26 protein-coding genes, 3 tRNA genes and 1 pseudogene are annotated in these 24935 nt (G+C 66.5%); 19 read left to right on the forward strand and 11 right to left on the reverse strand.

Annotation, left to right across the window (positions count from 1 at the left end):
• The first annotated feature begins 44 nt into the window (after window positions 1-44).
• From I2456_RS04895 to rplA, 12 genes are all read left to right on the forward strand, one after another.
• On the forward strand, window positions 45-260 hold the full coding sequence (locus tag I2456_RS04895) for a type II toxin-antitoxin system VapB family antitoxin (RefSeq protein ID WP_068022059.1): 216 nt from the start codon (window positions 45-47) through the stop codon (window positions 258-260).
• 131 nt (window positions 261-391) lie between these two features.
• Window positions 392-464 (forward strand) — tRNA-Thr (locus I2456_RS04900).
• A 29-nt stretch (window positions 465-493) separates the two neighbouring features.
• A tRNA-Met gene (locus I2456_RS04905) sits at window positions 494-567 on the forward strand.
• Between the two features lie 41 nt (window positions 568-608).
• Window positions 609-776, forward strand: coding sequence for a 50S ribosomal protein L33 (gene rpmG, locus I2456_RS04910; protein WP_003898538.1), 168 nt, complete (start codon window positions 609-611; stop codon window positions 774-776).
• 50 nt (window positions 777-826) lie between these two features.
• Window positions 827-1306, forward strand: coding sequence for a (3R)-hydroxyacyl-ACP dehydratase subunit HadA (gene hadA / locus I2456_RS04915; RefSeq protein WP_068022056.1), 480 nt, complete (start codon window positions 827-829; stop codon window positions 1304-1306).
• Window positions 1293-1721, forward strand: coding sequence for a (3R)-hydroxyacyl-ACP dehydratase subunit HadB (gene hadB, locus I2456_RS04920; RefSeq protein WP_068022050.1), 429 nt, complete (start codon window positions 1293-1295; stop codon window positions 1719-1721). The genes hadA and hadB overlap by 14 nt, the downstream gene beginning before the upstream one ends.
• Before the next feature lie 2 nt (window positions 1722-1723).
• Window positions 1724-2224, forward strand: a complete 501-nt coding sequence (gene hadC / locus I2456_RS04925; protein WP_068022047.1) for a (3R)-hydroxyacyl-ACP dehydratase subunit HadC — start codon at window positions 1724-1726, stop codon at window positions 2222-2224.
• Window positions 2225-2347: 123 nt separating this feature from the next.
• Window positions 2348-2420 (forward strand) — tRNA-Trp (locus I2456_RS04930).
• Window positions 2421-2514: 94 nt separating this feature from the next.
• Window positions 2515-3003, forward strand: a complete 489-nt coding sequence (gene secE / locus I2456_RS04935; protein WP_068022044.1) for a preprotein translocase subunit SecE — start codon at window positions 2515-2517, stop codon at window positions 3001-3003.
• 31 nt (window positions 3004-3034) lie between these two features.
• Window positions 3035-3751 carry a transcription termination/antitermination protein NusG gene (gene nusG, locus I2456_RS04940; RefSeq protein WP_068022040.1) on the forward strand — a complete coding sequence of 239 codons (717 nt, stop codon included), beginning with the start codon at window positions 3035-3037 and terminating at the stop codon, window positions 3749-3751.
• Window positions 3752-3777: 26 nt separating this feature from the next.
• Window positions 3778-4209 carry a 50S ribosomal protein L11 gene (rplK, locus tag I2456_RS04945; RefSeq protein WP_068022037.1) on the forward strand — a complete coding sequence of 144 codons (432 nt, stop codon included), beginning with the start codon at window positions 3778-3780 and terminating at the stop codon, window positions 4207-4209.
• Window positions 4210-4277: 68 nt separating this feature from the next.
• The gene (gene rplA / locus I2456_RS04950) at window positions 4278-4985 is read left to right on the forward strand and encodes a 50S ribosomal protein L1 (protein ID WP_085072873.1); all 708 of its coding nucleotides are present in this window, start codon (window positions 4278-4280) and stop codon (window positions 4983-4985) included.
• A gap of 18 nt (window positions 4986-5003) precedes the next feature.
• Here rplA and I2456_RS04955 read toward each other — a convergent pair whose 3' ends face one another.
• From I2456_RS04955 to I2456_RS05000, 10 genes and pseudogenes are all read right to left on the reverse strand, one after another.
• Window positions 5004-6221 carry an RNA polymerase sigma factor gene (locus I2456_RS04955; protein WP_085072874.1) on the reverse strand — a complete coding sequence of 406 codons (1218 nt, stop codon included), beginning with the start codon at window positions 6219-6221 and terminating at the stop codon, window positions 5004-5006.
• A gap of 9 nt (window positions 6222-6230) precedes the next feature.
• Window positions 6231-6923, reverse strand: coding sequence for a YciI family protein (locus I2456_RS04960; RefSeq protein ID WP_085072875.1), 693 nt, complete (start codon window positions 6921-6923; stop codon window positions 6231-6233).
• 85 nt (window positions 6924-7008) lie between these two features.
• Window positions 7009-7905: a hydroxymycolate synthase MmaA4 gene (gene mmaA4, locus I2456_RS04965; RefSeq protein ID WP_068022022.1), complete on the reverse strand. Its 897-nt coding sequence runs from the start codon at window positions 7903-7905 to the stop codon at window positions 7009-7011.
• A gap of 123 nt (window positions 7906-8028) precedes the next feature.
• Window positions 8029-8910, reverse strand: a complete 882-nt coding sequence (locus tag I2456_RS04970) for a cyclopropane mycolic acid synthase family methyltransferase (RefSeq protein WP_085072876.1) — start codon at window positions 8908-8910, stop codon at window positions 8029-8031.
• A 121-nt stretch (window positions 8911-9031) separates the two neighbouring features.
• Complete coding sequence (mmaA2, locus tag I2456_RS04975; RefSeq protein ID WP_085072877.1) at window positions 9032-9895, reverse strand: cyclopropane mycolic acid synthase MmaA2; 864 nt, start codon at window positions 9893-9895, stop codon at window positions 9032-9034.
• Window positions 9896-9900: 5 nt separating this feature from the next.
• Window positions 9901-10761: a mycolic acid methyltransferase MmaA1 gene (gene mmaA1, locus I2456_RS04980; RefSeq protein WP_068033962.1), complete on the reverse strand. Its 861-nt coding sequence runs from the start codon at window positions 10759-10761 to the stop codon at window positions 9901-9903.
• Window positions 10762-10818: 57 nt separating this feature from the next.
• The gene (locus tag I2456_RS04985; protein WP_068033960.1) at window positions 10819-11736 is read right to left on the reverse strand and encodes an alpha/beta fold hydrolase; all 918 of its coding nucleotides are present in this window, start codon (window positions 11734-11736) and stop codon (window positions 10819-10821) included.
• Window positions 11736-13082: an ABC1 kinase family protein gene (locus I2456_RS04990; RefSeq protein WP_085072878.1), complete on the reverse strand. Its 1347-nt coding sequence runs from the start codon at window positions 13080-13082 to the stop codon at window positions 11736-11738. Before I2456_RS04990 ends, I2456_RS04985 begins: the two co-directional genes overlap by 1 nt.
• A gap of 52 nt (window positions 13083-13134) precedes the next feature.
• Complete coding sequence (locus I2456_RS04995) at window positions 13135-13731, reverse strand: DinB family protein (protein ID WP_085072879.1); 597 nt, start codon at window positions 13729-13731, stop codon at window positions 13135-13137.
• A gap of 2 nt (window positions 13732-13733) precedes the next feature.
• Window positions 13734-14266, reverse strand: a pseudogene (locus tag I2456_RS05000) (DinB family protein).
• A gap of 41 nt (window positions 14267-14307) precedes the next feature.
• On the opposite strand from I2456_RS05000, the gene I2456_RS05005 reads away from it, so the two are divergent.
• The 5 genes from I2456_RS05005 (at window position 14308) to rplL (ending at window position 21330) form a co-directional block, all read left to right on the forward strand.
• Window positions 14308-18492, forward strand: coding sequence for a glycoside hydrolase family 38 N-terminal domain-containing protein (locus I2456_RS05005; RefSeq protein ID WP_085072880.1), 4185 nt, complete (start codon window positions 14308-14310; stop codon window positions 18490-18492).
• Entirely contained in the window at window positions 18489-19100 is a 612-nt protein-coding gene (locus I2456_RS05010) for a DUF7158 domain-containing protein (RefSeq protein WP_085072881.1), read from the forward strand. Before I2456_RS05005 ends, I2456_RS05010 begins: the two co-directional genes overlap by 4 nt.
• Window positions 19100-20023: an ROK family protein gene (locus tag I2456_RS05015; RefSeq protein WP_085072882.1), complete on the forward strand. Its 924-nt coding sequence runs from the start codon at window positions 19100-19102 to the stop codon at window positions 20021-20023. Before I2456_RS05010 ends, I2456_RS05015 begins: the two co-directional genes overlap by 1 nt.
• 290 nt (window positions 20024-20313) lie before the next feature.
• Complete coding sequence (rplJ, locus tag I2456_RS05020; RefSeq protein WP_068155951.1) at window positions 20314-20904, forward strand: 50S ribosomal protein L10; 591 nt, start codon at window positions 20314-20316, stop codon at window positions 20902-20904.
• A gap of 33 nt (window positions 20905-20937) precedes the next feature.
• A complete protein-coding gene (gene rplL, locus I2456_RS05025; RefSeq protein WP_068033944.1) occupies window positions 20938-21330 on the forward strand; it encodes a 50S ribosomal protein L7/L12 in 393 nt (130 codons plus the stop codon).
• A 51-nt stretch (window positions 21331-21381) separates the two neighbouring features.
• Here the strand turns inward: rplL and I2456_RS05030 are convergent, their stop codons facing one another.
• Window positions 21382-22056, reverse strand: coding sequence for a TetR/AcrR family transcriptional regulator (locus I2456_RS05030; RefSeq protein ID WP_085072890.1), 675 nt, complete (start codon window positions 22054-22056; stop codon window positions 21382-21384).
• Between the two features lie 83 nt (window positions 22057-22139).
• On the opposite strand from I2456_RS05030, the gene I2456_RS05035 reads away from it, so the two are divergent.
• Window positions 22140-23642, forward strand: coding sequence for a carotenoid oxygenase family protein (locus tag I2456_RS05035; RefSeq protein WP_085072883.1), 1503 nt, complete (start codon window positions 22140-22142; stop codon window positions 23640-23642).
• A gap of 112 nt (window positions 23643-23754) precedes the next feature.
• The gene (locus tag I2456_RS05040) at window positions 23755-24744 is read left to right on the forward strand and encodes an ABC transporter ATP-binding protein (protein WP_068033938.1); all 990 of its coding nucleotides are present in this window, start codon (window positions 23755-23757) and stop codon (window positions 24742-24744) included.
• The last annotated feature ends 191 nt before the right edge of the window (window positions 24745-24935 follow it).

Below are 24935 nucleotides of genomic sequence, written 5' to 3' on the forward strand. Positions count from 1 at the left end.
CAGTACCAGCGATTTGGCCACAGCGCACTGGGTATTGTTGGCACATGAGGAAGAGGGTCGAATTCGAGGTTGAGACCGACCTGGTCGATGAGGTCATACGTCGATTCCATTTGGCTGACACGCGTGAGGCTGTCCATCTTGCTCTGAAGGCTCTGATCGACCAGACCGAGGACCCAGAGCATCCATCGGACGAAGACGAATACGACGAGTTCAGCGACCTCAACGCCTGGGTGCCACGCCGGGACGAGGACGCCAAATGATGGTGCACTAGCTGGTCCGACAACCATTCGCTGTCGACGCACGCACGTGGTTTGGTGGCGTCGCGCGCCAGGCTGTACCCTCTTTTAGGCCCTTGCAGCGCACCCGCACGACTGGTCGCTACGGGTGAACGGCCCCCTTAGCTCAGTCGGTAGAGCGTTTCCATGGTAAGGAAAAGGTCAACGGTTCGATTCCGTTAGGGGGCTCGGCGGACGCCGAGCAGGCGCGCAGCAGAGGCGATGTAGCTCAGTCGGTTAGAGCGAACGACTCATAATCGTTAGGTCGCCGGTTCGAGTCCGGCCATCGCTACAACACAACAACGCGAGACAGACAGTTGAGAGAGAACGGACATGGCTTCCAGTACCGACGTGCGGCCGAAGATCACTTTGGCATGCGAAGTGTGCAAGCACCGCAACTACATCACCAAAAAGAATCGCCGCAACGACCCGGACCGCCTGGAGCTCAAGAAGTTCTGCCCGAACTGCGGCAAGCATCAGGCACACCGAGAAACGCGGTAACTGCCGCCCCTGGCGGAGTTACTGAGATTGACTAGGTAGGTTTTGGAGCCGTGCCGTTAACCGAAGACATTGTCGGGATGCATTTCAGGTATCCGGACCACTATGAGGTCGAGCGGGAGAAGATCCGCGAGTATGCGGTAGCCGTCCAGAATGACGACAGTTATTTCTTCGAGGAGAAGGCGGCAGCTGAGATTGGTTATCAGGCCCTCTTGGCGCCGTTGACCTTCATCAGTGTGTTCGGTTACAAAGCCCAGTCGGCGTTCTTCAAGTACGCGAACATCGAGGTCACCGACCAACATATCGTTCAGGTGGACCAGGTCCTGAAATTTGCGCAGCCGATCGTCGCCGGCGACAAGCTCTATTGCGACGTGTTCGTGGACTCGATACGCGAAGCGCATGGCACGCAGATCATCGTGACCAAGAACATCATCACGAACCAAGACGGTGAAACCGTGCAGGAGACCTACACGACCCTGGCGGGGCGTGCCGGCGAGGATGGGGAAAGAGGATTTTCTGATGGCGCTGCGTGAATTCAGTTCGGTGAAAGTTGGCGACCAGCTTCCGGAGAGGACCTATCCGCTGACCCGTGGGGACTTGGTGAACTACGCCGGTGTTTCCGGTGACTTGAACCCGATTCACTGGGACGACGAGATCGCCAAGGTCGTCGGGCTGGACACCGCGATCGCGCACGGCATGTTGACCATGGGTATCGGTGGCGGATACGTCACGTCCTGGGTCGGTGACCCCGGCGCGGTCACCGAGTACAACGTGCGGTTCACCGCGGTGGTGCCGGTGCCCAACGACGGTAAAGGCGCCGAACTCGTGTTCAGCGGCCGGGTGAAGTCGGTGGATCCGGAGAGCAAGTCGGTCACCATTGCCCTGACCGCCACCACCGGCGGCAAGAAGATTTTCGGTCGAGCCGTCGCTTCGGCGAAACTCGCGTAGCAATGGCACTCAAAACCGACATCCGCGGCATGGTCTGGCGGTACCCGGACTATTTCCTGGTGGGTCGTGAGGAGCTGCGCAGGTTTGCGCAATCCATCAAGTGCGACCATCCCGCGTTCTACGAAGAAGATGCCGCAGCCGAACTGGGCTACGACGCGATTGTTGCGCCGATGACCTTTGTGACGATTCTGGCCAAGCTCGTGCAGCTCGACTTCTTCCGCAATGTCGATGTGGGCATGGAAACCATGCAAATCGTCCAGGTTGACCAACGGTTCCTCTTCCACAAGCCGGTGTTGGCCGGTGACAAACTGTGGGCCCGAATGGACATTCATTCGGTCACCGAGCGGTTCGGCGCCGACATCGTCGTGACGAAGAACATCTGCCACGACGACAACGGTGAGTTGGTGCTGGAGGCCTACACCACGCTGATGGGTCAGCAGGGCGAAGAGTCCGCCCGGCTCAAATGGGACATGGATTCCGGCCAGGTCGTCCGAACCTCGTAATTAGTATCTGGCTCCTGCCCCCATGTACACTCGGACGTCGGGGTTTTCCCAGTACCAGCGCGCTGTCCGTCGGTTCGCCATCGCCGAACGGGGGGCGCGCGAGCTATGTAGGCCCCGAGTAATAGGGGCGTAGCTCAACTGGCAGAGCAGCGGTCTCCAAAACCGCAGGTTGCAGGTTCAAGTCCTGTCGCCCCTGCTGAAGGCACAGACGTGACATGGTGGACACTGGACAATGTGTTCCATCACAGCGGGACCGACCGCGGGATAGCTAGCGAACGAAGGAGCGCGCGGTGAGCGACGAAGGCGATGTTGCCGACGACGCCGCAAGCAACGGCGGTGACACGGAGGACAGCCGCGAAAGCGGTGGTCGGACGGCCGTGGTGACCAAGGCAGTGGCGCGACCGCAACGGCCTACGGGCAAACGATCGCGGCAGCGCGCGGTGGCGACCGACGACGCGGCCGAAAAGGAGTCCTCGACCGACGTCGAGGTTTCCAAGAAAGACTCGGCCAAGAAGGACGCTGCCAAGGGCGCCAAAGCCAAGGCCGCCCAGAAGGGCAAGAAGACCGGCAAAGCCGGCGCTGGATCAGCGAACCCGATTCTTTTCGTCTACAACTACCTCAAGCAGGTCGTAGCCGAAATGCGGAAGGTCATTTGGCCCAACCGCAAACAGATGCTCACCTACACGTCGGTGGTGCTGGCGTTTCTTGCCTTCATGGTGGCGCTGGTCGGCGGCACCGATCTGGGCTTGAGCAAGCTCGTGCTGTTGGTGTTCGGCTGAGGCACGAGAGTGACAGGAAGGACTACAAACCGTGACGACCTTCGACGGTGACACGTCCGCGGGCGAGGCGGTGGACTTGCAGGAAGGCACCGCCCCTGAAGATGCCGGGGCTCCGGCTGAAGAGGTAGACCCGGCCGCCGCATTGAAGGCGGAGCTGCGCAGCAAGCCGGGCGACTGGTATGTCATCCACTCCTACGCGGGGTACGAGAACAAGGTGAAGGCCAACCTCGAGACCCGGGTGCAGAACCTTGACGTCGGCGACTACATCTTCCAGGTGGAAGTGCCGACCGAAGAGGTCACCGAGATCAAAAACGGCCAACGCAAGCAGGTCAACCGCAAGGTGCTGCCCGGCTACATCCTGGTGCGCATGGACTTGACGGACGACTCGTGGGCCGCGGTGCGCAACACGCCGGGGGTCACCGGGTTCGTGGGTGCGACGTCGCGCCCGTCGGCGCTGTCGCTGGACGACGTGGTGAAGTTCCTGCTGCCGCCCGGGTCGGCGAAGAAGGCCGCCAAGGGCGCGGCAAGCACCGCCGCCGCCGCGGAGTCCGGTGGCCTGGAACGTCCCGTCGTCGAGGTCGACTACGAAGTGGGCGAATCCGTCACCGTCATGGACGGACCCTTCGCCACCCTGCCGGCCACGATCAACGAGGTCAACGCCGAGCAGCAGAAGCTCAAGGTGCTGGTGTCGATCTTCGGCCGGGAAACGCCGGTGGAGTTGACCTTCGGCCAGGTCTCCAAGATTTAGAACGTTAGAAAGGAAAGCAACAACCCATGGCCCCGAAGAAGAAGAAAGTCACCGGGCTGATCAAGCTGCAGATCACCGCGGGCCAGGCCAACCCGGCGCCGCCGGTGGGCCCCGCCCTCGGCCAGCACGGCGTCAACATCATGGAATTCTGCAAGGCGTACAACGCCGCGACGGAGAGCCAGCGCGGGCAGGTCATCCCGGTGGAGATCACGGTCTATGAGGACCGCAGCTTCACCTTCGCCCTGAAGACGCCGCCGGCCGCCAAGCTGCTGCTGAAGGCCGCGGGCGTGGGCAAGGGCTCGGCCGAGCCGCACAAGAACAAGGTCGCCAAGGTCACCTGGGACCAGGTTCGCGAAATCGCCGAGACCAAGAAGACCGACCTCAACGCCAACGACATCGACGCCGCCGCCAAGATCATCGCCGGTACCGCCCGGTCGATGGGCATCACCGTCGAATAGGTACCACCGTGGGAGGGCCAGCTTCGGCCCGACGATAACCACACCCCAACATCAGATTGGATGAACCGATGAGCAAGAACAGCAAGACCTACCGCGCGGCCGCCGAGAAGATCGACCGCAACAACCTCTACACCCCGCTGGAGGCGGCCAAGCTCGCCAAGGAGACGTCCTCGAGCAAGCAGGATGCGACCGTCGAGGTCGCGATCCGCCTGGGCGTCGACCCGCGCAAGGCCGACCAGATGGTCCGCGGCACGGTCAACCTGCCGCACGGCACCGGCAAGACGGCCCGCGTAGCGGTGTTCGCGGTGGGGGAGAAGGCCGAGCAGGCCGTGGCCGCCGGCGCCGACGTGGTGGGCAGTGACGACCTGATCGAGAAGATCCAGGGCGGGTTCCTGGACTTCGACGCCGCAATCGCCACACCCGACCAGATGGCCAAGGTCGGTCGCATCGCCCGGATCCTGGGTCCGCGCGGCCTGATGCCCAACCCCAAGACCGGCACCGTCACCCCCGACGTCACGAAGGCCGTCGCCGACATCAAGGGCGGGAAGATCAACTTCCGCGTCGACAAGCAGGCCAACCTGCACTTCGTGATCGGCAAGGCGTCCTTCGACGAGAAGAAACTCGCCGAGAACTACGGCGCCGCCCTGGAGGAAGTGCTGCGGCACAAGCCGTCCTCGTCGAAGGGCCGCTACCTGAAGAAGGTCACCGTGTCGACGACGACGGGCCCCGGCATTCCGGTGGACCCGGCCGTGACCCGCAACTTCGCAGAGGCCTGATCACCGGGCGGGTGACCGCTACCCGCCGCACTCGGCGATGCGTCGCCGCAAGAACGCCCGACCCGGCTCAGATCCGTTGGCCTGCAACGCGATCCGGTACCAGGTGACAGCCTCCTCGGGCCTTGCGGCCCGCCGCAGCAAGTCCGCGCGCACCGACGCAACCAGGTTCGACCGGGCCAGCCTCGGATCATGGGCGACCTTCTCCAGCGCGGCGAGGCCGGCGTCGGGACCATCGCGGAACCCGACCGCCAGGGCCCGATTGGCCAGCACCACCGGCGAGTCGGTCAGCTGCAGCAACCGGTCGTAGGCCGCGCAGATGGTGACCCAGTCCGTCTCCGCCCACGACGGCGCCGTGGCGTGGATTGCCGCGATGACCGCCTGGGGCAGATAGGGCCCGGTCGATCCTTCGGCCCGGCGCAGCCGATCCAAGCCGCGCGCGATGCGGCCCCGGTCCCAGCGCCGGCGCGGCTGCTCGTCCAGGGGAACCAGCGCCCCCGCGTGATCCACTCGGGTCGCTCGGCGCGAATCATGGAGCAGCATCAGGGCCGCCAAGGCGTGCGCCTCACGTTCGTGCGGCAGCAGCGCGCACAGTTCCTCAGCCAGCCGGATCCCCTCCGTGCAGAGCTCGTCCCGGATCGCCGACGGGCCGGCGGTGGACCAGTAGCCCTCGGTGAATACCGAATAGATGCAGCTGAGCACGTGCGGTGTGCGATCGGGCAGCAACTCGGCCGGTGGCACCCGCAGCGGGATGTTCGCGTGCCGAATCTTGTTCTTGGCGCGGGTGATTCGCTGACCGACGGCCGTCTCGGTGTGCAGCAGCGCCCGCGCTATCTCCGCGACGGTGAGCCCGGACACCAGACGAAGGGTGAGTGCCAGTTGAGACGGCCGGTCCAACGCTGGATGAGCGCAGGTGAACATCATCCGCAACTCGTCGTCGCGGACGGGCTGCGGTTCAGTGGTTTCGGTACGGACCCGGATGTCGTCCATCACCGCCGCCAATTCCTTTCCAGGACGGGCATATTCGCGGCGCAACCGGTCGCGCGCCCGGTTGCGGGCGACCGTTATCAACCAGCCGCCCGGATTGCTCGGCACCCCGTCGCGGGGCCAGGCGCGAAGCGCTTCCGCGCAGGCTTCCTGGACGGCGTCCTCGGCTATGGTGAGGTCGCCCGACCACCGCGCCAGCGCGGCAACGGCGGGACCCCACTCGCGGCGGAAGACGCCGTCCAGGTCGGCCATCGGTAACGCTTACAGCCCCGAGACTCCCGCCAGTTGCCGCAGTTCGACGGTGGATGCGGGGATCATCGCAGCCAATTTCACCGCCTCGTCGCGGTCGTCGGCGGACAGCACGTAGAAGCCGTTGGCGACCTCGGCGCCTTCCACATAGGGGCCGTCGGTGATCAAGACGTCGCCCTCGCGCACCCGCACGGTGGTCGCCGTTGTCCGGTCGTGCAATGCGGCGCCGGTGAGTACGTGATCGCCGGCGGCGGCCGCGAAATCGCCGTGGCGCGCCGCGACTGCCTCCCACTCCGGTGTGCCCGGCGTGTGTGCGGAGGCGGGTGGTTCCAGCAGCAGCGCGAGCCAGTCGTTGCCGGTGAGTTTGCGGGTCGGTTCGATGGCGTGCACCACCGGCCACACTTCGACGGCCCCGAACGTGGCGACGGGCACGTCGCGCGCCAACGCGATTGCGTCATCGAGGTTCTCGGCTTCGAATACGTAGTAGCCGCAGGCAACCTCGGCGGACTCGGCGAATGGCCCGTCGGTGACCACCGGCGCGTCGGGACCACCGGTGACCCGTACGGCCTGGGGTATCAGGGCGTCACCGGCCCGGATCGCCGCGCCGGCTTGGGCATGGAAGCGCTCGAAAGCCGCCATCGCGGCGGCCGCGTCGTCGGGAGTGCGGTCTTGCTCCTTGCTGATCAACAAGGCGAAATACTGCATCGGTCGTCACCTCCGGTAGTGAGCGAAGCCCTGTGCTCCACTCTCTACCTGTTAGACGAACGGCGCAGCCCCGATCCGACAGGTGTTACGCGGCGGCGCCCGGCTTGAGGTAGGTCACCAGTCGCACGTCGAGCATCTCGTCGGTGAAGTAGTGCTCGCAGCCGCGCAGGTACTTGATGTAGCGGTTGTAGACCTCTTCGGAGGTGATTTCGATGGCCTTGTCCCGGTTGGCTTCCAGTGCGTCGCCCCAGATGTGCAGTGTCTTGATGTAGTGCGGGCGCAGCGAAAGCGTCTCGGGCACAACGAAACCCGCCTTCTCGCCGTGTTCGACCATCATCTCCGTCGAGGGCAGCCGCCCACCGGGGAAGATCTCGGTGATGATGAACTTGATGAACCGAGCCGTTTCGAAGCTCAGCTTCTTGCCCCGGGCGGCCATGTCGAACGGGTGATACCCGACGCTGCTCTGGATGGTCATCCGGCCGTCGTCGGGCATGATGTTGAAACAACGCTTGAAGAAGTCGTCGTAGTTCTCGTGGCCGAAGTGCTCGAAGGCTTCGATGGAAACGATTCGGTCCACCGGCTCGGTGAAGTCTTCCCAGCCGTGCAGCAACACCCGGCGAGAGCGGTTGGTGTCCAGCGCGCCCAGCACCTCCTCGCAGCGGGCGTGCTGGTTCTTCGACAAGGTCAGGCCTACGACGTTGACATCGAAGCGCTCCACCGCGCGCTTCATGGTGGTGCCCCAACCGCAGCCGATGTCCAGCAGCGTCATGCCGGGCTTGAGGTCCAGCTGGTCCAGGTGCAGGTCGATCTTGGCGTGCTGCGCCTCTTCCAGGCTGATGTCCCACGGTTCGAAGTAGGCGCAGCTGTAGATGCGGCTGGGGTCCTGGAACAGGGCGAAGAAGTCGTCGGAGACGTCGTAGTGCGCCTGGATGTCTTCGGAGCGCGTTCGCGTCGCCGTCTGAGTGCTCAGTTCTTCAGCCATTGTCGTTTCTGTTCTCCTGGAGGTGAATGCTCAACCGCATGCCGAAGCCCTCGGTTCAGTGGGCAACCGGGGTTTCATTTGCCGGCTCGAGGTTCGTCCCCGTGGCCGCGATAGCACAGCAGTCTACTTTGCCAAGGTGAATTGGTTGCAGTCGATGTACCCGGTGCGAAACGCCTTGGCGCAGCCGGTCAGGTAGTGCATGTACTTGTCGTACATCTCCTGCGACTGAATCGCGATGGCGTCGTCTTTACGTCCCTCGAGAGCTTCGGCCCAGAAATCGAGGGTCTTGGCGAAGTCCAACTGCAGAGACTGGATGCGGGTGATGTTGAAGCCCACCTTGGCGCAATGCTCCTCGACCTTCTCGATCATCGGCAGCCGCCCGCCGGGGAAGATCTCGGTCACGATGAACCTGATGAACTTGGCCATCTCCATGGTCAACGGGATGCCGCGCTCCATGACCTGCTTGACGTGCAACCCGGTGATCACGTGCAGCAGCATGACGCCGTCGCCGGGCAGGGCTTCATAGACGAACTTGAAGAAGTCGTCGTAGCGGTGGTAGCCGAAGTGTTCCAACGCTTCGATGGTGACGATGCGGTCCACCGGATCACTGAAATCGGCCCAGTCGCGCAGCAGCACCCGGTGCGAGCGGCTGGTGTCGACGCTGTCGAGCAACTGCTGGCAGTAGTTGTGCTGGTTTTCCGACAGGGTCAGCCCAACGACGTTGACGTCGTATTTCTCCACCGCGCGCTTGAGCACCGAGCCCCACCCGCAGCCGATGTCGAGCAGCGTCATCCCCGGCTCGAGGTTCAGCTTGTCCAGCACCAGGTCGATCTTGGCCAACTGCGCTTCATGCAAGGTCATGTTCTCGCGAGGAAAGTACGCACAGCTGTATGTCCGGGTTGGATCGACGAAGAGCCCGAAAAACTCGTCGGAGAGGTCGTAATGCGCCCGGACGTCCTCGGAATTGGACCGCAAGCTCCCGGCGCGAGTTGACGTGTCAGACATAAATCCTCCCGATGGGACTAGTGCACCCCCCCACGAGGTAGCCATCCCGGACCCTACACGCAGCCCGGCGCATACTGTGCATTTGCGGCTGCCGTGAGCTGACTTTTTCTCGCGCGGGGCCTTACTTTTCTAACGTGAATTGGTTGACGTCGATGTAGCCGGTACGGAAGGCGTTGGCGCAGCCGGTCAGGTACTTCATGTAACGCTCGTAGACCTCCTCGGACTGGATCGCGATGGCCTCCTCCCGATGCGATTCCAGGGCCGCGGCCCAGGTGTCCAGCGTCCGCGCGTAATGGGGCTGCAGGGACTGCCGGCGGGTCAGCGTGAAACCCGCCTGTCCCGAGCGCTCTTGCACCATCTCGATCGACGGCAACCGGCCGCCCGGGAAGATTTCGGTGACGATGAACTTGATGAAGCGCGCCATTTCGAAGGTCAAGGGAATGCCGCGTTCCACGCACTGCGGCCCGGTCAAGCCGGTGATGGTGTGCAGCAGCATGACGCCGTCGGCGGGCAGGATTCGGTATGCCAGGGCGAAGAAGTCGTCGTAGCGGTCGTGGCCGAAGTGCTCGAAGGCGCCGATGGACACGATGCGGTCGACGGGCTCGTCGAACTGCTCCCAGCCGTTGAGCAGCACCCGCCGGGTGCGCTCGGTGTCCATCTCGTCGAAGGACTTCTGCACGTGCGCGGCCTGGTTCTTGGACAAGGTCAGCCCCACGACGTTGACGTCGTATTTTTCGATCGCGCGGCGCATGGTGGCTCCCCAGCCGCAGCCCACGTCGAGCAGCGTCATCCCGGGCTGCAGACCCAGCTTGCCCAGCGCCAGATCGATCTTGGCGAGCTGGGCCTCTTCCAGCGTCATGTCGTCGCGCTCGAAGTAGGCGCAACTGTAGGTCTGCGTCGGATCGAGAAACAGCCGGAAGAAATCGTCGGACAAGTCGTAGTGGGCCTGCACGTCATCGAAGTGCGGCGTGAGTTCGTCGGCCACGTGACTTACTTCGTCAGGGTGAACTGAGCCACGTTGATCAACCGGCGGCGGAACCGCTCCGCACAGCCGGTCAGGTAGTGCATGAAGTTCTCGTAGATCTCTTCGCCCTGCAGCTCGATGGCGCGGTCGCGGGCGGCTTCCAGGTTGGCGGCCCACATGTCCAGGGTGCGCGCGTAGTGCTGCTGCATGAGTTGGGTGTGCGCCACGGTGAACCCCGCCGCCTGGGCGTTGTTGACGATGTCGGGCTCGGAGGGCAGCTCCCCGCCGGGGAAGATCGATTCCCGCAGGAACTTCAGGAAGCGGAGGTCGCTCATGGTCAGCGCGATCCCCTGCTCGTGCAACCACCGGCGGTCATAGGTGAACAAGCTGTGCAACAGCATCCGGCCGTCGCTGGGCATGATGTCGTAGGAGCGTTCGAAGAACGCGCCGTAGCGCTCCTTGTGGAAGGCGTCGAACGCCTCGAAGCTGACGATCCGGTCCACTTTCTCGTCGAACTCCTCCCAGCCCTGCAGCCGCGCCTCGGCGCGTCGCTTGGTCGGGAGGGCCGCCAGCCGGGCCTGGCTGCGGTCGCAGTGGTGGCGGCTCAACGTCAGACCGATGACGTTGACGTCGTACTTCTCCACCGCACGGACCAGCGCGCCGCCCCAGCCGCAGCCGACGTCCAGCAGCGTCATCCCGGGCTCGAGGTTCAGCTTGTCCAGCGCCAGGTCGAGTTTGGCCAGCTGCGCCTCTTCCAGCGTCATGTCGTCGCGCTCGAAGTAGGCGCAGGTGTAGACCCAGGTCGGATCGAGGAACAATCCGAAGAAGTCGTCCGAGATGTCGTACGCCGCCTGCGAGTCCTCGTAATACGGTGTCAGCTCGGCCATGTGAGACAACCTTCCGCGTTATTCCCGTGCCTGCAATGCCAAAGCATGCCTGCGATCTCAAGCGGCTTCGGCGAAGTTGGATTTCAACTCGCCAATGACCTGATTCCACAGCTGCTGGGGCAGATCATGGCCCATACCGTCCACCAGCACCAGCCGAGCGCCTCTGATGGCTCTGGCGACGGCACGACCACCGAACGGCCGCATCAACTTGTCGGCCCGCCCGTGTATCACCACGGTGGGTGCGACGATTTGACGATCGTAGTGCAGCAGGCTCCCGCTGCCCAAAATCGCACTGAACTGGTGCGAAATCCCCCAGGGATGGAAGTTGCGGTCGTAGCTTTCCGCGGCGTCCGCGCGGATCTCCTCGTCCGTCATCTGATACAGCGGGCTGCCGATGATCTTGCTGACTCGCACCGCGTTGTCCAGGATGACGTCCCGCGGCGAGTTCGGCGGCGGGCCTTTGATCAACGCCAGCAACGCGCGCGGCGCCGGCGGCGGCAGGAACGGGGCGTTGTTGCTGGAGAAAATGACCGCCAGGCTCTTGGTCCGCTCGGCGTGGCGGGCAGCGAACACCTGGGCGATCATGCCGCCCATCGAGGCGCCGACGATATGGGCTTGCTCGATACCCAGATGGTCGAGCACCGCGGCGCCGTCGTCGGCCATGTCCTCCAGCGTGTAGGGCGCTTTGCTGCGCAGCCCCAGCCACGACCGCACCAACCGCACCACCAGCGGCTGCTCGGGGCGCTGGCGCGGGCTCTTGGTCGACAGCCCGACGTCCCGGTTGTCGTAGCGGATGACGCGGAAGCCCTCGCTGACCAGCTGCTCGCAGAATTCGGTGCGCCACAGCAGCATCTGGGCGCCCAGGCCCATGATCAGCAGGACGGGCGGGGCGTGCGGGTCGCCCATGTCCTCGTAGTACAGCTCGACGGGGGCGTCGGGATGGCCGGAGGCGGCGGTGCCGCTGCGAACCTCCACTACACCTCCACGTCGGTCTGATGCTCGCGGCTGACCTCCACCATGAAGTTGGCGAAGTAGCCGGTCAGCTGCGGATCCGACATCATCTGCCAATTCGGCGCCAGCAGCTTCATGTACCGCTCGACATAGAGGAACTGCTTGCCGATCAACACCAGCTCGCGGGGCAGTTTCACGTCATAGGCGTCGGCCAGTGCCGACAGCTGCCGACCGATATCCGCATACGACATATCGCCCAGCGATTTCATGGTCAGCGGGGTGGCGAACTTCTCCAGGTCCTTGGCCGCCTGGGCTTCGGGTTTCATGGTTCCCACCGCACCCATCAGCACGACGATCTTGCCGGCAGCGGCGTGGTCCTTCTTCACCAGCAGCGCGTACACCAACTCGCGCAGCAGCCAGCGGGTGCGCGGATCGATGCGGCCCATGATGCCGAAGTCGAAGAACACGATGCGGCCCTGGTCGTCGACGTACAAGTTGCCGGCGTGCAGGTCGCCGTGGAACAGGCCGTGCCGCAACCCGCCCTCGAACACCGAGAACAGCAGCGCCTTCACCAGTTCGACGCCGTCGAACCCGGCCTTGCGGATGGCGGCGACGTTGTCGATGCGAACGCCGTGCACCCGTTCCATCGTCAGGACGCGCTCGCTGGTGAAGTCCCAGTACACCTGCGGTACCCGGATGTTTTTGCCGAGTGGGGAGGTATGGAGGTGGGAGACCCATGCATCCATCGATTGCGCTTCCAGCCGGAAGTCCAGCTCTTCGGCGAGGTTGTCAGCGAAGTCGGCGACTACGTCTTGGGCGGAGAGCCGCCGGCCCAGCTTGGCCAATTCGACGGCCTGGGCGAAGCGCTTGAGGATCTGCAGGTCGGCGGCCACCCGGCGGCGGATGCCCGGCCGCTGGATCTTGACGACGACCTCCTCGCCGGTCTTGAGCGTCGCGTAGTGCACCTGCGCGATGGAGGCCGAGGCGAAGGGTTGCTCCTCGAAGCTGGCGAACAAGTCGCTCGGATCGGCGCCCAACTCCTCCCCGAAAAGCTTGTGCACCTCGCCGGTGTCGGCCGGCGGCACCCGGTCGAGCAACCCGCGGAACTCGCGGGACAGCGACTCCCCGAACGCCCCGGGGCTCGACGCGATGATTTGTCCGAACTTGACGTAGGTCGGCCCGAGGTCGGCGAAGGTCTGCGGAATTTCCTTGATGACTTTCTGCTGCCAGGGGCCCTTCGCCGTCAGCTTGGTGAGGACGCGGGCGGCCCCGCGGGTCGCCTGCCACCCTGTCACTGCCACCCGGGCCGCTTCGACCGGCAAAGGCACCCGGTCCAGCTTGGCTACGTCGCGGTGTTTGGTGGAACTCATTCCAGCAGTGTGCCAAATGTGTGGAGTCAAGAACCAATTGCTGTGAGGTCACTCACCGGCCCGGGCGGCGCCACGGCGTCACCCACCCGCCCGGCTCCCATTCCTCCACGGCGGCGATCAATTCGTACATGGTGGCGCCGTCGATGCTTTCCCGCACGATGTCGGCATGCCCGGCGTGACGGGCCAACTCGTTGATCACCTGCATGATCACCCACCGCACCGACGTGGTGCGGAGGTTCTCCTGAAACCATGGGACGTTCTGCGGAAGCCGCACCGGGGCATCGAGGTCCGCGGTCTCCACCAGCCGCAACGACTTCTCGTTCTGCTCTCTCAGCGCACCCAGCAGCCCGTCGAGGGTCTCGTCCGGCCGCATCACATGCTCATCGGCGAGCCGCCGGGCGACCTCCGGCAAGGGTGGGTCGGCCGGCGCTGCGTCTGCCGCGGCGCTCGCCCGGGTGATCCAGGTGCGCTGCATGCCGGTGGCGTGCTTGACCAGGCCGCCGATGGACAGCGCACTGACCGTCGGGGTGGCGCGAGCCTGCTCGTCGGTCAGGCCGTAGGACACGGCGAAGTAAGCGCTTTGGTGGTAGGCGAGAAACTCCCGCAGGGCGCTGCGTTCGTCGGCTACCGGCGGGGCCAGCGCGGGCATCCTCAGTCCTCCCTTTCGGCGGCGTGGTGGTGTGAGTACAAGTCGCGCAGACAAGCGATTTCGGCGCCATGGTGAATCGCTTCCCGGTTGATGTGCAACACCAACTCGCTCAGCGAGTACTGGGCATAGGGCCCTTCGGCCGGACCGCACGGCCGGTCCAGGTCCGCCCCGGACAGCGACCGCACGCCGCCGATCCACACCGCGTCGCCGCGTCGAGCTGGGCCAACGCGGTCGCCGCGTCGGTGGCGTAGTTCCAGGTCTGGTAGTCGGCGGGTGGGCCGCCGAAATGGTGGTGGTTGCGCATGGCGAACACCCCGACGATGACGTGCGCCAGGCGCCAGGCGATGGTGGTGAAAGGTGTTGGAGTGGGTTCGGGGTACGCGAAGTCCACCGATCCGTCCGGATGCACCGTCCAGCAGTCGGGTACCGGCTGCCAGAAATATTCGTCGTCGGTGAGCCCCTGCAGGCGGGGGCGTAACTGGTTCTGCCAATGCCAGTCGAGCTGATCGGCCAGTTGGGTGGTCAGGTCTGCCATAGCACCGAGCTTTCCAGGAAACGACGCCGTAAGGTGCGGTCATGCAGCTGGTTTCGGCCGTGTCGACCGAACTTTTCGTCGGCCCGCCCGACGCGCCGGTGCAGCTGGCGCGCATCGCGGTCACCGGCTGCGAGCAGCCCACCAAGGTCCGCATCGACGGCGAGGGTCTGCGCGGCGCAGCAGTCGCCGCGCCCGGTGTCCAGGCCGTCGATATTCCCGTCGCAGTCCAGGCGCCCGTCGTCGGTCAGCGGCGGGCGGCGTGGGTGGCGGCGGGCGCCCAACGCGTGCCGTTCGACTTCACCGTGGCCGAGCCCGGCTGGACCATGTTCATGGTCAGCCACTTTCATTACGACCCGGTGTGGTGGAACACCCAGGGCGCCTACACCAGCCAGTGGAGCGAAGACCCGCCCGGGCGAGCCCGGCAGACCAACGGCTTCGAGCTGGTGCACGCGCATCTGGAGATGGCGCGTCGCGAGCCGGAGTACAAGTTCGTGCTGGCCGAAGTGGACTACCTCAAGCCCTATTGGGACACCCGTCCCGAGGATCGCGCCGACCTGCGCCGGTTCATCGCCCAGGGCCGGGTCGAAATCATGGGCGGGACCTACAACGAACCCAACACCAACCTCACCGGCCCGGAGACGACGATCCGGAACTTGGTGCACGGCATCGGGTTTCAGCGTGAGGTGTTGGGCGCCGACCCGGCCACCGCCTGGCAGCTCGATGTGTTCGGTCACGACCCGCAGTTCCCCGGAATGGCCGCCGCTGCCGGGTTGACGTCGAGTTCCTGGGCGCGCGGACCACACCACCAGTGGGGTCCGGGCCAGGGCGGTGAGGTCACCCGGATGCAGTTCTGCAGTGAGTTCGAATGGATCTCCCCGTCGGGCGCCGGGCTGCTCACCCATTACATGCCGGCGCACTATTCGGCGGGTTGGTGGATGGATTCGGCGGCCTCGCTGGCCGACGCGCAGGCCGCCACGTATGCGTTGTTCGAGCAACTCAAAACGGTGGCGTTGACCCGCAACGTGCTGCTGCCGGTGGGCACCGACTACACCCCGCCGAACAAGTGGGTCACCGACATCCATCGGGACTGGGCGGCGCGGTACACCTGGCCGCGATTCGTGTGCGCGCTGCCGCGGGAGTTCTTCGCCGCCGTGCGCGCCGAACTGGCCCAGCGCGGCCCTGAGCGGGGCGGGGCGCCGTCGCCGCAGACCCGCGACATGAACCCGATCTACACCGGCAAGGACGTGTCGTACATCGACACCAAGCAGGCCAACCGGGCTGCGGAGAATGCCGTGCTGGACGCCGAGCGGTTCGCGGTGTTCGCCGGGGTGCTGACCGGCGCCGAGTATCCACAAGCGGCGCTGGCCAAGGCGTGGGTGCAGCTGGCCTACGGCGCTCACCATGACGCCATCACCGGTTCGGAATCCGATCAGGTCTACCTCGACCTGCTGACCGGCTGGCGCGACGCCTGGGAGTTGGGCCGCGCGGCGCGCGACAACTCCCTGCAGCTGCTGTCGGCCGCGGTGGCGGATTCGGCGGGCCAGGTCGTGGTGTGGAACCCGCTGGCCCAGCTGCGCACCGACATGGTCACCGCCACGGTGGACCCGCCGCTGCGTGGTGGCGTGCGGGTGCTCGACTGCGACGGCAGGCAGGTTCCGGCGCTGGTCGAACATGACGGGCGGTCGGTGACGTGGCTGGCGCGTGCGGTGCCGTCGCTGGGCTGGCGGGTGTATCGGCTGGAACCCGCCGACGCGGTCGCAACCTGGGAGCTGGCCCCGGGTACTGAGATCTCCAACGAGCATTACCGGCTGGCGGTCGACCCGGCGCGTGGGGGTGGCGTGGCGTCGCTGGTGCACCTCGGTCGGCAGCTGATCGCGGCCGGCCGGGTCGGCAATGAGCTGGCCGTCTACGAGGAGTATCCGGCGCACCCCCACCAAGGCGAAGGGCCGTGGCATCTGCTGCCCACCGGGCCGGTGATCGGCTCCTCGGAGGCGGCCGCCGCTGTGCAGGCCTACCACAGTGCGCTGGGCCAGCGGCTCGTCGTGCACGGTCGCATCGGCACGCTGCTGCGCTACACCCAGACGCTGACCCTGTGGCGCGGGGTGGCCCGGGTGGACTGCCGCACCACCATCGACGAATTCACCGGTGCCGACCGCCTGTTGCGGCTGCGCTGGCCGTGTCCGGTGCCCGGCGCTATGCCGGTCAGTGAGGTCGCCGACGCCGTCGTCGGGCGCGGCTTCGCGTTGCTGCATGACGGCGACCGCTCGGTGGACACCGCCGAGCACCTGTGGACGTTGGACAACCCGGCCTACGGCTGGTTCGGGTTGTCCTGCGCGGTACGGGTCCGCGTGGGCGACGCGGTGCGCGCGGTGTCGGTGGCCGAGGTGGTGTCGCCGGCCGCGGCGCTGTCCGGTCCGCTGGCCCGCGACCTGATGGTCGCGCTGGTGCGCGCCGGCGTCACCGCGACCTGCGGCGGTGCGGACAAGCCCCGCTACGGCCACCTCGACGTCGACTCCAATCTGCCGGACACCCGGATCGCCCTCGGCGGTCCTGGCCACAACGCCTTCACCAAAGCCGTTCTGGCCGAAGCTGATCCGTCCTACACAACCGACCTGCAGCGACAGCTCGCCGCGACCGGGCAAGCTCGGGTGTGGGTGCCCGCAATAACGCCCCTGGCGCAGGTCTGGGTGCCCAGCGCCGATCTGCGGGCACCGCGCGCACTGCCGGTGCTGATCATCGACGGTTCCGACGACGAGCACCTCGCCGCGGCAATCGCCTCGGTGGTCGACGATCTGGGCCGCGCCGAGATCGTCGTCGACCAACAGGCACCGTCGCGCATGGAGCCGTTCGAATCCCGCACCGTCGCGCTGCTCAACCGCGGCGTGCCCAGCTTTGCGGTCGACTCCGACGGCACGCTGCACACGGCGTTGCTGCGGTCGTGCACCGGCTGGCCCTCCGGCATCTGGATCGACGAACCCCGCCGCACGGCACCGGATGGTTCGAGTTTCCAGCTGCAGCACTGGACCTACCATTTCGACTACGCCCTGATCTGCGACGACGGCGACTGGCGAGACGCTCGGCTCCCGGCGCGCAGCGCGGAATTCGCCACTCCGCTGCTGGCTGTGACCCCGCAACAGGCCGGGGGCACGCTGCCGTCGGCCGGTTCCTTGTTGCGGGTCGATCCACCCGATTCGGTTCAGGTGGGGGCGCTGAAGGCGGCCGGCAACCCGCTGGCCGCCGGCAGCGCGCGGTCCGTCGACCCCGCCGAGGTGACGCTGCGGGTGGTGGAAACGACCGGCTCCCGCACCCGCATTGCCCTCACGTCCCCGCTGGGCGAGGTCGGTGCCCTGGGCCTGACCGACCTGTTGGAAACCCCGCACCCGCACTCGCGAGCGATCGACCTGCACGGCTACCAGATCGCCACGGTGCTGACCCGCCTCGAGAAGTTCCCGAGAGCCGACCCGGTTGCCGACGGCGTCGCGCTGGCCCCGCATGCCGAGGCGGCGCAGCCGCTCTATGCCCGTTACTGGCTGCACAACCGCGGACCGGCGCCGTTGGGCGGATTACCGGCCGTCGCCCATCTGCATCCCGAGCAGCTCGTGGCTCAGCCCGGCGATGAGGTGGCGGTGCGGCTCACCGTGGCCAGCGATTGCACCGACGCCGAGCTGACCGGCGCCGTGCAGCTGTTGTCACCGCAAGGCTGGTCGGTCGCTCCGGTCGAATTGCCGTTCACCGTGGCCGCCGGAGAGCACCTGGAAACCGATGTCGTCGTGACGATCCCCGCCGATGCACCCGCGGGCCTGTACCCGATCCGGGCCCAGTTGCAGGTCACCACCTCGGCGGTGCCGGCTGCCTGGCGGCAGGTCGTGGAAGACGTCTGCATGGTCGCCATCGACTGCGACTTCACCGACCTGATGTACCTGGTCGACGGCCCCGCCGAGATCCAGCTGGCCGCCGGGGAGTCGACCCGACTGGCGGTCACCGTCGGCAGCAACGCGCGAGCCGATCTCACCCTGGAGGCGCACCTGATCAGCCCCTGGGGCACTTGGGAGTGGATTCGGCCCGCCGCGCTCGGTGCGGTGCTGCCCGCCCGCGGCACGGCCGAGGTCGTCTTCGAGGTATGCCCACCGGCCGGGCTGGACCCGGGCCAGTGGTGGGCTCTGGTGCGGGTCGGCTGTGCCGGTCGGCTGCTGTACTCACCGGCAGTGCAGGTGCGGGTGACATGACCGTGGTCGCGATGGTCGCCGGCGCCCCGATCGCCGAAGCCGAGGTCGACGCCCGGGAAGCCGCGTTGCGCAGCGGTCCGCGGGCGGCCGCGCTGCCGGCGAGCGGCACCAGTGAGGGTCGGCAGCTGCGCCGCTGGCTCACCCAACTGATCGTGACCGAACGCGTGGTGGCGGCCGAGTTCGCCGCCCGCGGCTTGTCCGCCTCGGCCGCCCCGTCCGAATCCGAACTGCTGCCCGATCTGACCGCGCGGATGGAGATGGGCAGCGTGGCCGCGGCGGCCCTGGCCGATCCGCGCGCCCGGGCGCTGTTCGTATCCCTTACCGCCGCAGTGCACGTCACCACCGAACAGGTCGCCGGCTACCACGCCCGCAACCCGTTGCGATTCGCCCCGCCGCGTACGCTGGGCTACGGCTGGCGGGCACCCGCGGCCACCGCCCCGCCGCTCGACCGGGCTGGGCCGCTGATCGCCGAGCACCTGTTGGGGGTGGCGCGCCGCCGCGTCTTTCGGGACTGGCTCGACGCGCGGCGCGCCGCGCTGGTCCAGCTGGCGCCGGGCTACGAGCATCCCGGTGATCCCCGTCAGCCCGACAACACCCACCGGCACTGATGCTGACCCTCTGCGTGGATATCGGCGGCACCAAGATTGCCGTCGGCTTGGCCGACGCCGCGGGCCGCCTGGCGTGGTCGGGCGTGCGCCCCACCCCGCCACACGGCGACGCCGAACAGGTCTGGGCGGTGGTCGCCGCGCTGATCGCCGAGGCGCTGGACTTCGCCGGCGGCGCGGTGGATGGCGTGGGGATCGGATCGGGCGGCCCCGTCGACCTGCACGCCGGCACGGTCAGCCCGATCAACATCGGCGGCTGGCGCCGGTTCCCGCTGCGGGACAAAGTGGCGCAGGCCGTGCCCGGGGTGCCGGTCCGCCTGGCCGGTGACGGCGTCTGCATGGCGCTGGGCGAGCACTGGGTCGGAATCGGCCAAGGCGCCGATTTCCTGCTGGGCATGGTGGTGTCCACCGGAGTGGGCGGGGGACTGGTGCTCGACGGCGCCCCGTACGACGGGCGCACCGGCAACGCCGGCCACGTCGGTCACGTCGTCGTCGAACCCGACGGGCAGCGCTGCGCGTGTGGTGGGCGTGGCTGCGTCGAGACGGTCGCATCGGGTCCCTCGCTGGTGCGGTGGGCCCGGGCCCAGGGCTGGTCGGCACCGCCCGGCGCCGCCGCCAAGGAACTGGCCGACGCGGCGCTGGCCGGTGATGCGGTGGCGGAGCAAGCATTTCGCCGCGGCGCGCACGCGCTGGCGCGCATGATCGCCTCGGTAGCCGCAGTGTGCGACCTGGACCTCGTCGTCGTCGGCGGGGGAGTCGCCAAGTCCGGTGACCTGCTTTTCACGCCGTTGCGCGAGGCGCTGACCGACTTCGCCAGGCTGGATTTTCTGGCCGGCCTGCGCGTCGAGCCGGCCCAACTCGGCGGCGAGGCCGGGCTGATCGGCGCTGCCAGGCTGATCACCGGCACTGCACAGCGGAAACCGTAGCCGCACGCTCGCCGCCGCGGCCCACTTCGCCGTTTTGGCTGATCGCAGGCCGCCGCGCTATGGTGGTTGCCGATCCACCGAAGACCGTCGGTCACCGAGAAATCGGTTGAAAGCCCGGGGACATCCCGGCGGCCCACGCAGGAGGACGAGGCTCAGCCGCCGGCGCATGCGTCGGCGCACTTTCAACGCCCCGGCCGCTTCCTGCGCCGGGGCGTTCGTCGTTCCTCCGGGAGATCAGCAGACCGTAAGTCTGAACAGGACTTTCATCGACTTCCACCGAGGGGGTAGGCATGGCCAGGGCTGACAAAGCCACTGCCGTTGCAGACATCGCCGAGCAGTTCAAGGCATCGACCGCGACCGTCATCACCGAATACCGGGGCCTGACGGTGGCCAACCTCGCCGAGCTGCGCCGCTCGCTCGGCGAGTCGGCCACCTACGCCGTCGCCAAGAACACGCTAATCAAGCGGGCCGCTTCGGAAGCCGGCGTGGAAGGGCTCGACGAGCTGTTCGCCGGCCCGACCGCCATCGCGTTCGTCAACGGCGAACCGGTGGACGCCGCCAAGGCGCTCAAGACCTTCGCCCGCGAACACAAGGCGCTGGTCATCAAGGGCGGCTACATGGACGGCCACGCCCTCACCGTCGCCGAGGTCGAGCGAATCGCGGATCTCGAGTCCCGCGAGGTGCTGCTGGCCAAGCTGGCCGGCGCCATGAAGGGCAACCTCGCCAAGGCGGCCGGGCTGTTCAACGCACCGGCTTCGCAGGTGGCCCGCCTGGCGGCCGCACTGCAGGAGAAGAAGGCAGCCGAAGGCCCCGCAGCAGCCCCGGCGGCCGCCGAAACTGCGGCTGCAGAACCGGCATCAGAATCCCCAGCAGCCGAATAACCCATCGCAGAAGAAACACTAGGAAGGACCATCATGGCCAAGCTCTCTACCGACGAACTGCTTGACGCGTTCAAGGAAATGACCCTGCTCGAGCTCTCGGACTTCGTGAAGAAGTTCGAGGACACCTTCGAGGTGACCGCGGCCGCTCCGGTCGCCGTCGCCGCTGCCGGCCCCGCCGGCGGTGGTGCGCCCGCCGAGGCCGCCGAAGAGCAGTCCGAGTTCGACGTCATCCTCGAGGCCGCCGGCGACAAGAAGATCGGCGTCATCAAGGTCGTGCGTGAGATCGTCTCCGGCCTCGGCCTCAAGGAGGCCAAGGACCTGGTCGACAGCGCCCCCAAGCCGCTGCTGGAGAAGGTCGCCAAGGAGGCCGCCGACGAGGCCAAGGGCAAGCTCGAGGCCGCCGGCGCCACCGTCACCGTCAAGTAAGTCAGCACTCGCGACAAGCCCCCGGGAGAAGTCCCGGGGGCTTTCGTGTGCTCACCCGACGGTGATCGCCCGCTGCGACCGGGCAATGCTTTCGGGTGAATCGCCAAGCGCGACAAGAAGTTTCGTGGTCATCGAGGTCAACACCGGATCCACCGCCACCCCATCGCCACCGAAGAAGCCGGCAAGTTCCAGCATCACGAATCCGTGGATCAACGCCCAGAACTGGCCCGCGGTCGACACCACCACCTGATCGTCGTCGGCCGAGCCGACCGTTATCCGGCCGGCCCGCATCGAGCGGTGCACCGCGCGCACCACGTGGGCGAAACTGGGGTAGCGCCGTTCGATCTCCGCCACCGTCAGCGTCAGCACGTTGGACGTTGGCGCGTTGATGCCGTGGGCGCTGGTGCTGCCGAACATCAGCCGGTACATGTGCGGTCGCTCGATCGCGTAGCGCCGGTAGGCGATGCCGGTGGCCAGCAGATCGGCGATGGGGTCGTCGGTCTGGGGCGTCGTCAACGCCGCATCGAACTGTCGTAGCCCTTCCTCGGCGACCTCGGCGATCAGCGCGCGCATCCCGCCGAAATGGGTGTACACCGCCATCGTCGACGTCCCCGCGGCGCTGGCGACCTTGCGGGTCTGCAAGGCGTCGGGCCCGTCCTCGTGCAACAGGCTGACGGCGGCATGCAGCAACTCGTCGCGCACGCTGCGTTCGATCTGCTCAGTCATCTCGCCAAACATTATTGCCTTCTGCCACCCACCGGCGTAGGGTCCCTATAACGCCGTAATAACAATGTTATAGGAGCTCAGCCGTGACCACTCTGCATGACGTCGCATCCGCGAACCCCTACCTCGAAGGCTTCCTGGCGCCCGTCAAGAGCGAGGTCACCGCCACCGACCTGCACGTCACCGGTCACATCCCCGAGCACCTCAACGGTCGCTACCTACGCAACGGCCCCAACCCGGCCGCCGAAGTCGACCCGGCGACCTATCACTGGTTCAGCGGTGACGGCATGGTGCACGGCGTCGCGCTGCAAGACGGCCGCGCGGCCTGGTACCGCAACCGCTGGGTACGCAGCCCATCGGTGTGCGCCACCCTCGGCGAGCCCGCGCCCACCCGACGGGATCCACGCGCGGGCCTGCTGTCGCTGGGGTCGAACACCAACGTGCTGGCCCACGCCGGACGAACCCTGGCGCTGGTGGAGGGCGGCGTCGCCAACTACGAACTGACCGACGAGCTGGACACGGTCGGCACCTGCGACTTCGACGGCACCCTGTTCGGCGGATACACCGCCCACCCGCACCGCGACCCACGCACCGGCGAATTGCACGCGGTGTCCTATTCCTTCGCGCGCGGACGCACCGTGCAGTACTCGGTCATCGACAACCAGGGCCGGGCGCGACGCACCGTCGACATCGAGGTCTCCGGGTCCCCGATGATGCACGACTTCTCGCTGACCGATTCCTACGTGGTCATCTACGACCTGCCGGTGACGTTCGAGGCCCCGCAGCTACTGCCCGTCCAAGCCCCGCGCTGGCTGCACGGGGCCGCGCGGCTGGTGGTCCAGTCGCTGGTCGGGCGCGTCCGGATGCCCAGCCCGGTCGTCACCATGCTCAACAAGGACGAACGGCACAGCGACCAGATGCCGTACGCCTGGAATCCGAAGTATCCGGCTCGCATCGGCGTCATGCCCCGCGAGGGCGGCAATGCCGACGTGCGCTGGTTCGAGATCGAGCCCTGCTACGTGTATCACCCGCTCAACGCCTACTCCGAGGACCGCAACGGCGAAGAGGTGCTGGTCCTCGACGTGGTGCGGTACTCGCGCATGTTCGATCGCGACCGCCGCGGGCCCGGTGACACTCGGCCCACGCTGGACCGGTGGACGATCAACCTGACCACCGGTGCGGTCGGGACCGAATGCCGCGACGACAGAAGCCAGGAATTTCCCCGCATCAACGAAACCCGCACGGGGGGCCGCCACCGGTTCGGCTACACCCTCGGCTTCGACGGCGGCTACCTGGCAGCGGGGAAGTCGGAGATGACGACCTCGCTCTACAAACACGACTACGACGCCGGATCGGCCGACGTGGCACCCCTCGACCCGGCCTTATTACTCGGCGAGATGTCCTTTGTGCCCAACCCCGGCGCCCGCAGCGAAGACGACGGCGTCCTGATGGGTTACGGCTACCACCGCGGTCGCGACGAAGGCCAGTTGTTGTTGCTGGACGCCCAAACCCTGGAATCGGTGGCAACCGTGCACCTGCCGCAGCGAGTGCCGATGGGCTTCCATGGCAACTGGGCGGCGTCGGCTTGAGGCGGATCGTTATGTTTGCAACCCTGATGTCCTGCCCCAGCCGTGCGCTACAGTGACTCAAGCCACATAAAGGGGCAGGTGGCAAGCACACGCGGGGACGGAAGGATCGACCATGGGCATCGCTATCGAGGTCAACGGATTAACGAAGTCCTTCGGGTCGACGCGAATTTGGGAAGACGTCACGCTGGAAATCCCGGCCGGTGAGGTCAGCGTTCTGCTGGGCCCCTCGGGTACCGGCAAGTCGGTGTTCCTCAAGTCGCTGATCGGTCTGCTGCGCCCCGAGCGCGGGTCGATCATCATCGACGGCACCGACATCATCGAATGCTCGGCCAAGGAGCTGTACGAGATCCGCACGCTGTTCGGCGTGATGTTCCAGGACGGTGCCCTGTTCGGTTCGATGAACCTCTACGACAACACCGCCTTTCCGCTGCGCGAGCACACCAAGAAGAAGGAAAGCGAAATCCGTGACATCGTCATGGAGAAGCTGAGCCTGGTCGGCTTGGGCGGGGACGAGAAGAAGTTCCCCGGCGAGATCTCCGGCGGTATGCGCAAGCGCGCCGGCCTGGCCCGCTCCCTGGTCTTGGACCCGCAGATCATCCTCTGTGACGAGCCTGACTCGGGTCTGGACCCCGTCCGTACCGCCTACCTCAGCCAGCTGATCCTGGACATCAACGCCCAGATCGACGCGACCATCCTCATCGTCACGCACAACATCAACATCGCCCGCACGGTGCCGGACAACATGGGCATGTTGTTCCGCAAGCACCTGGTCATGTTCGGCCCGCGCGAAGTGCTGCTGACCAGCGACGAGCCGGTGGTGCGCCAGTTCCTCAACGGCCGCCGCATCGGGCCGATCGGCATGTCGGAGGAAAAGGACGAGGCGACCATGGCCGAAGAGCAGGCCGCGGTCGACGCCGGTCAGCACGCCGGTGGTGTCGAGGAGATCGAGGGCGTGCCGCCGCAGATCGTCGCGTCGCCGGGCATGCCGGAGCGCAAGGCTGTGGCCCGCCGCCAGGCCCGCGTGCGCGAGATGCTGCACACGCTGCCCAAGAAGGCCCAAGCCGCCATCCTCGAGGACCTGGAGAGCTCCCAGTCTCGCTGAGCGCGCCGGCAGGCTCGCCTTCGTCCGCCCTGCCCCGGGGCGGAACTTTCGCTCACCGCGATCTGACAGTGGTTGCTGGGCCGGGTCGCTTACCGCAGCGCCGCCACCACATAATTTCCGAATAACTCGCGGTAACTTGCGGCTTGTCCCTCTTGACGACGGAGCCTAAACGGGTCAATCTGTTGGGCAGC

Origin of the sequence: Mycobacterium kubicae, from assembly GCF_015689175.1 — a bacterium.
Classification (GTDB): Bacteria; Actinomycetota; Actinomycetes; order Mycobacteriales; family Mycobacteriaceae; genus Mycobacterium; species Mycobacterium kubicae.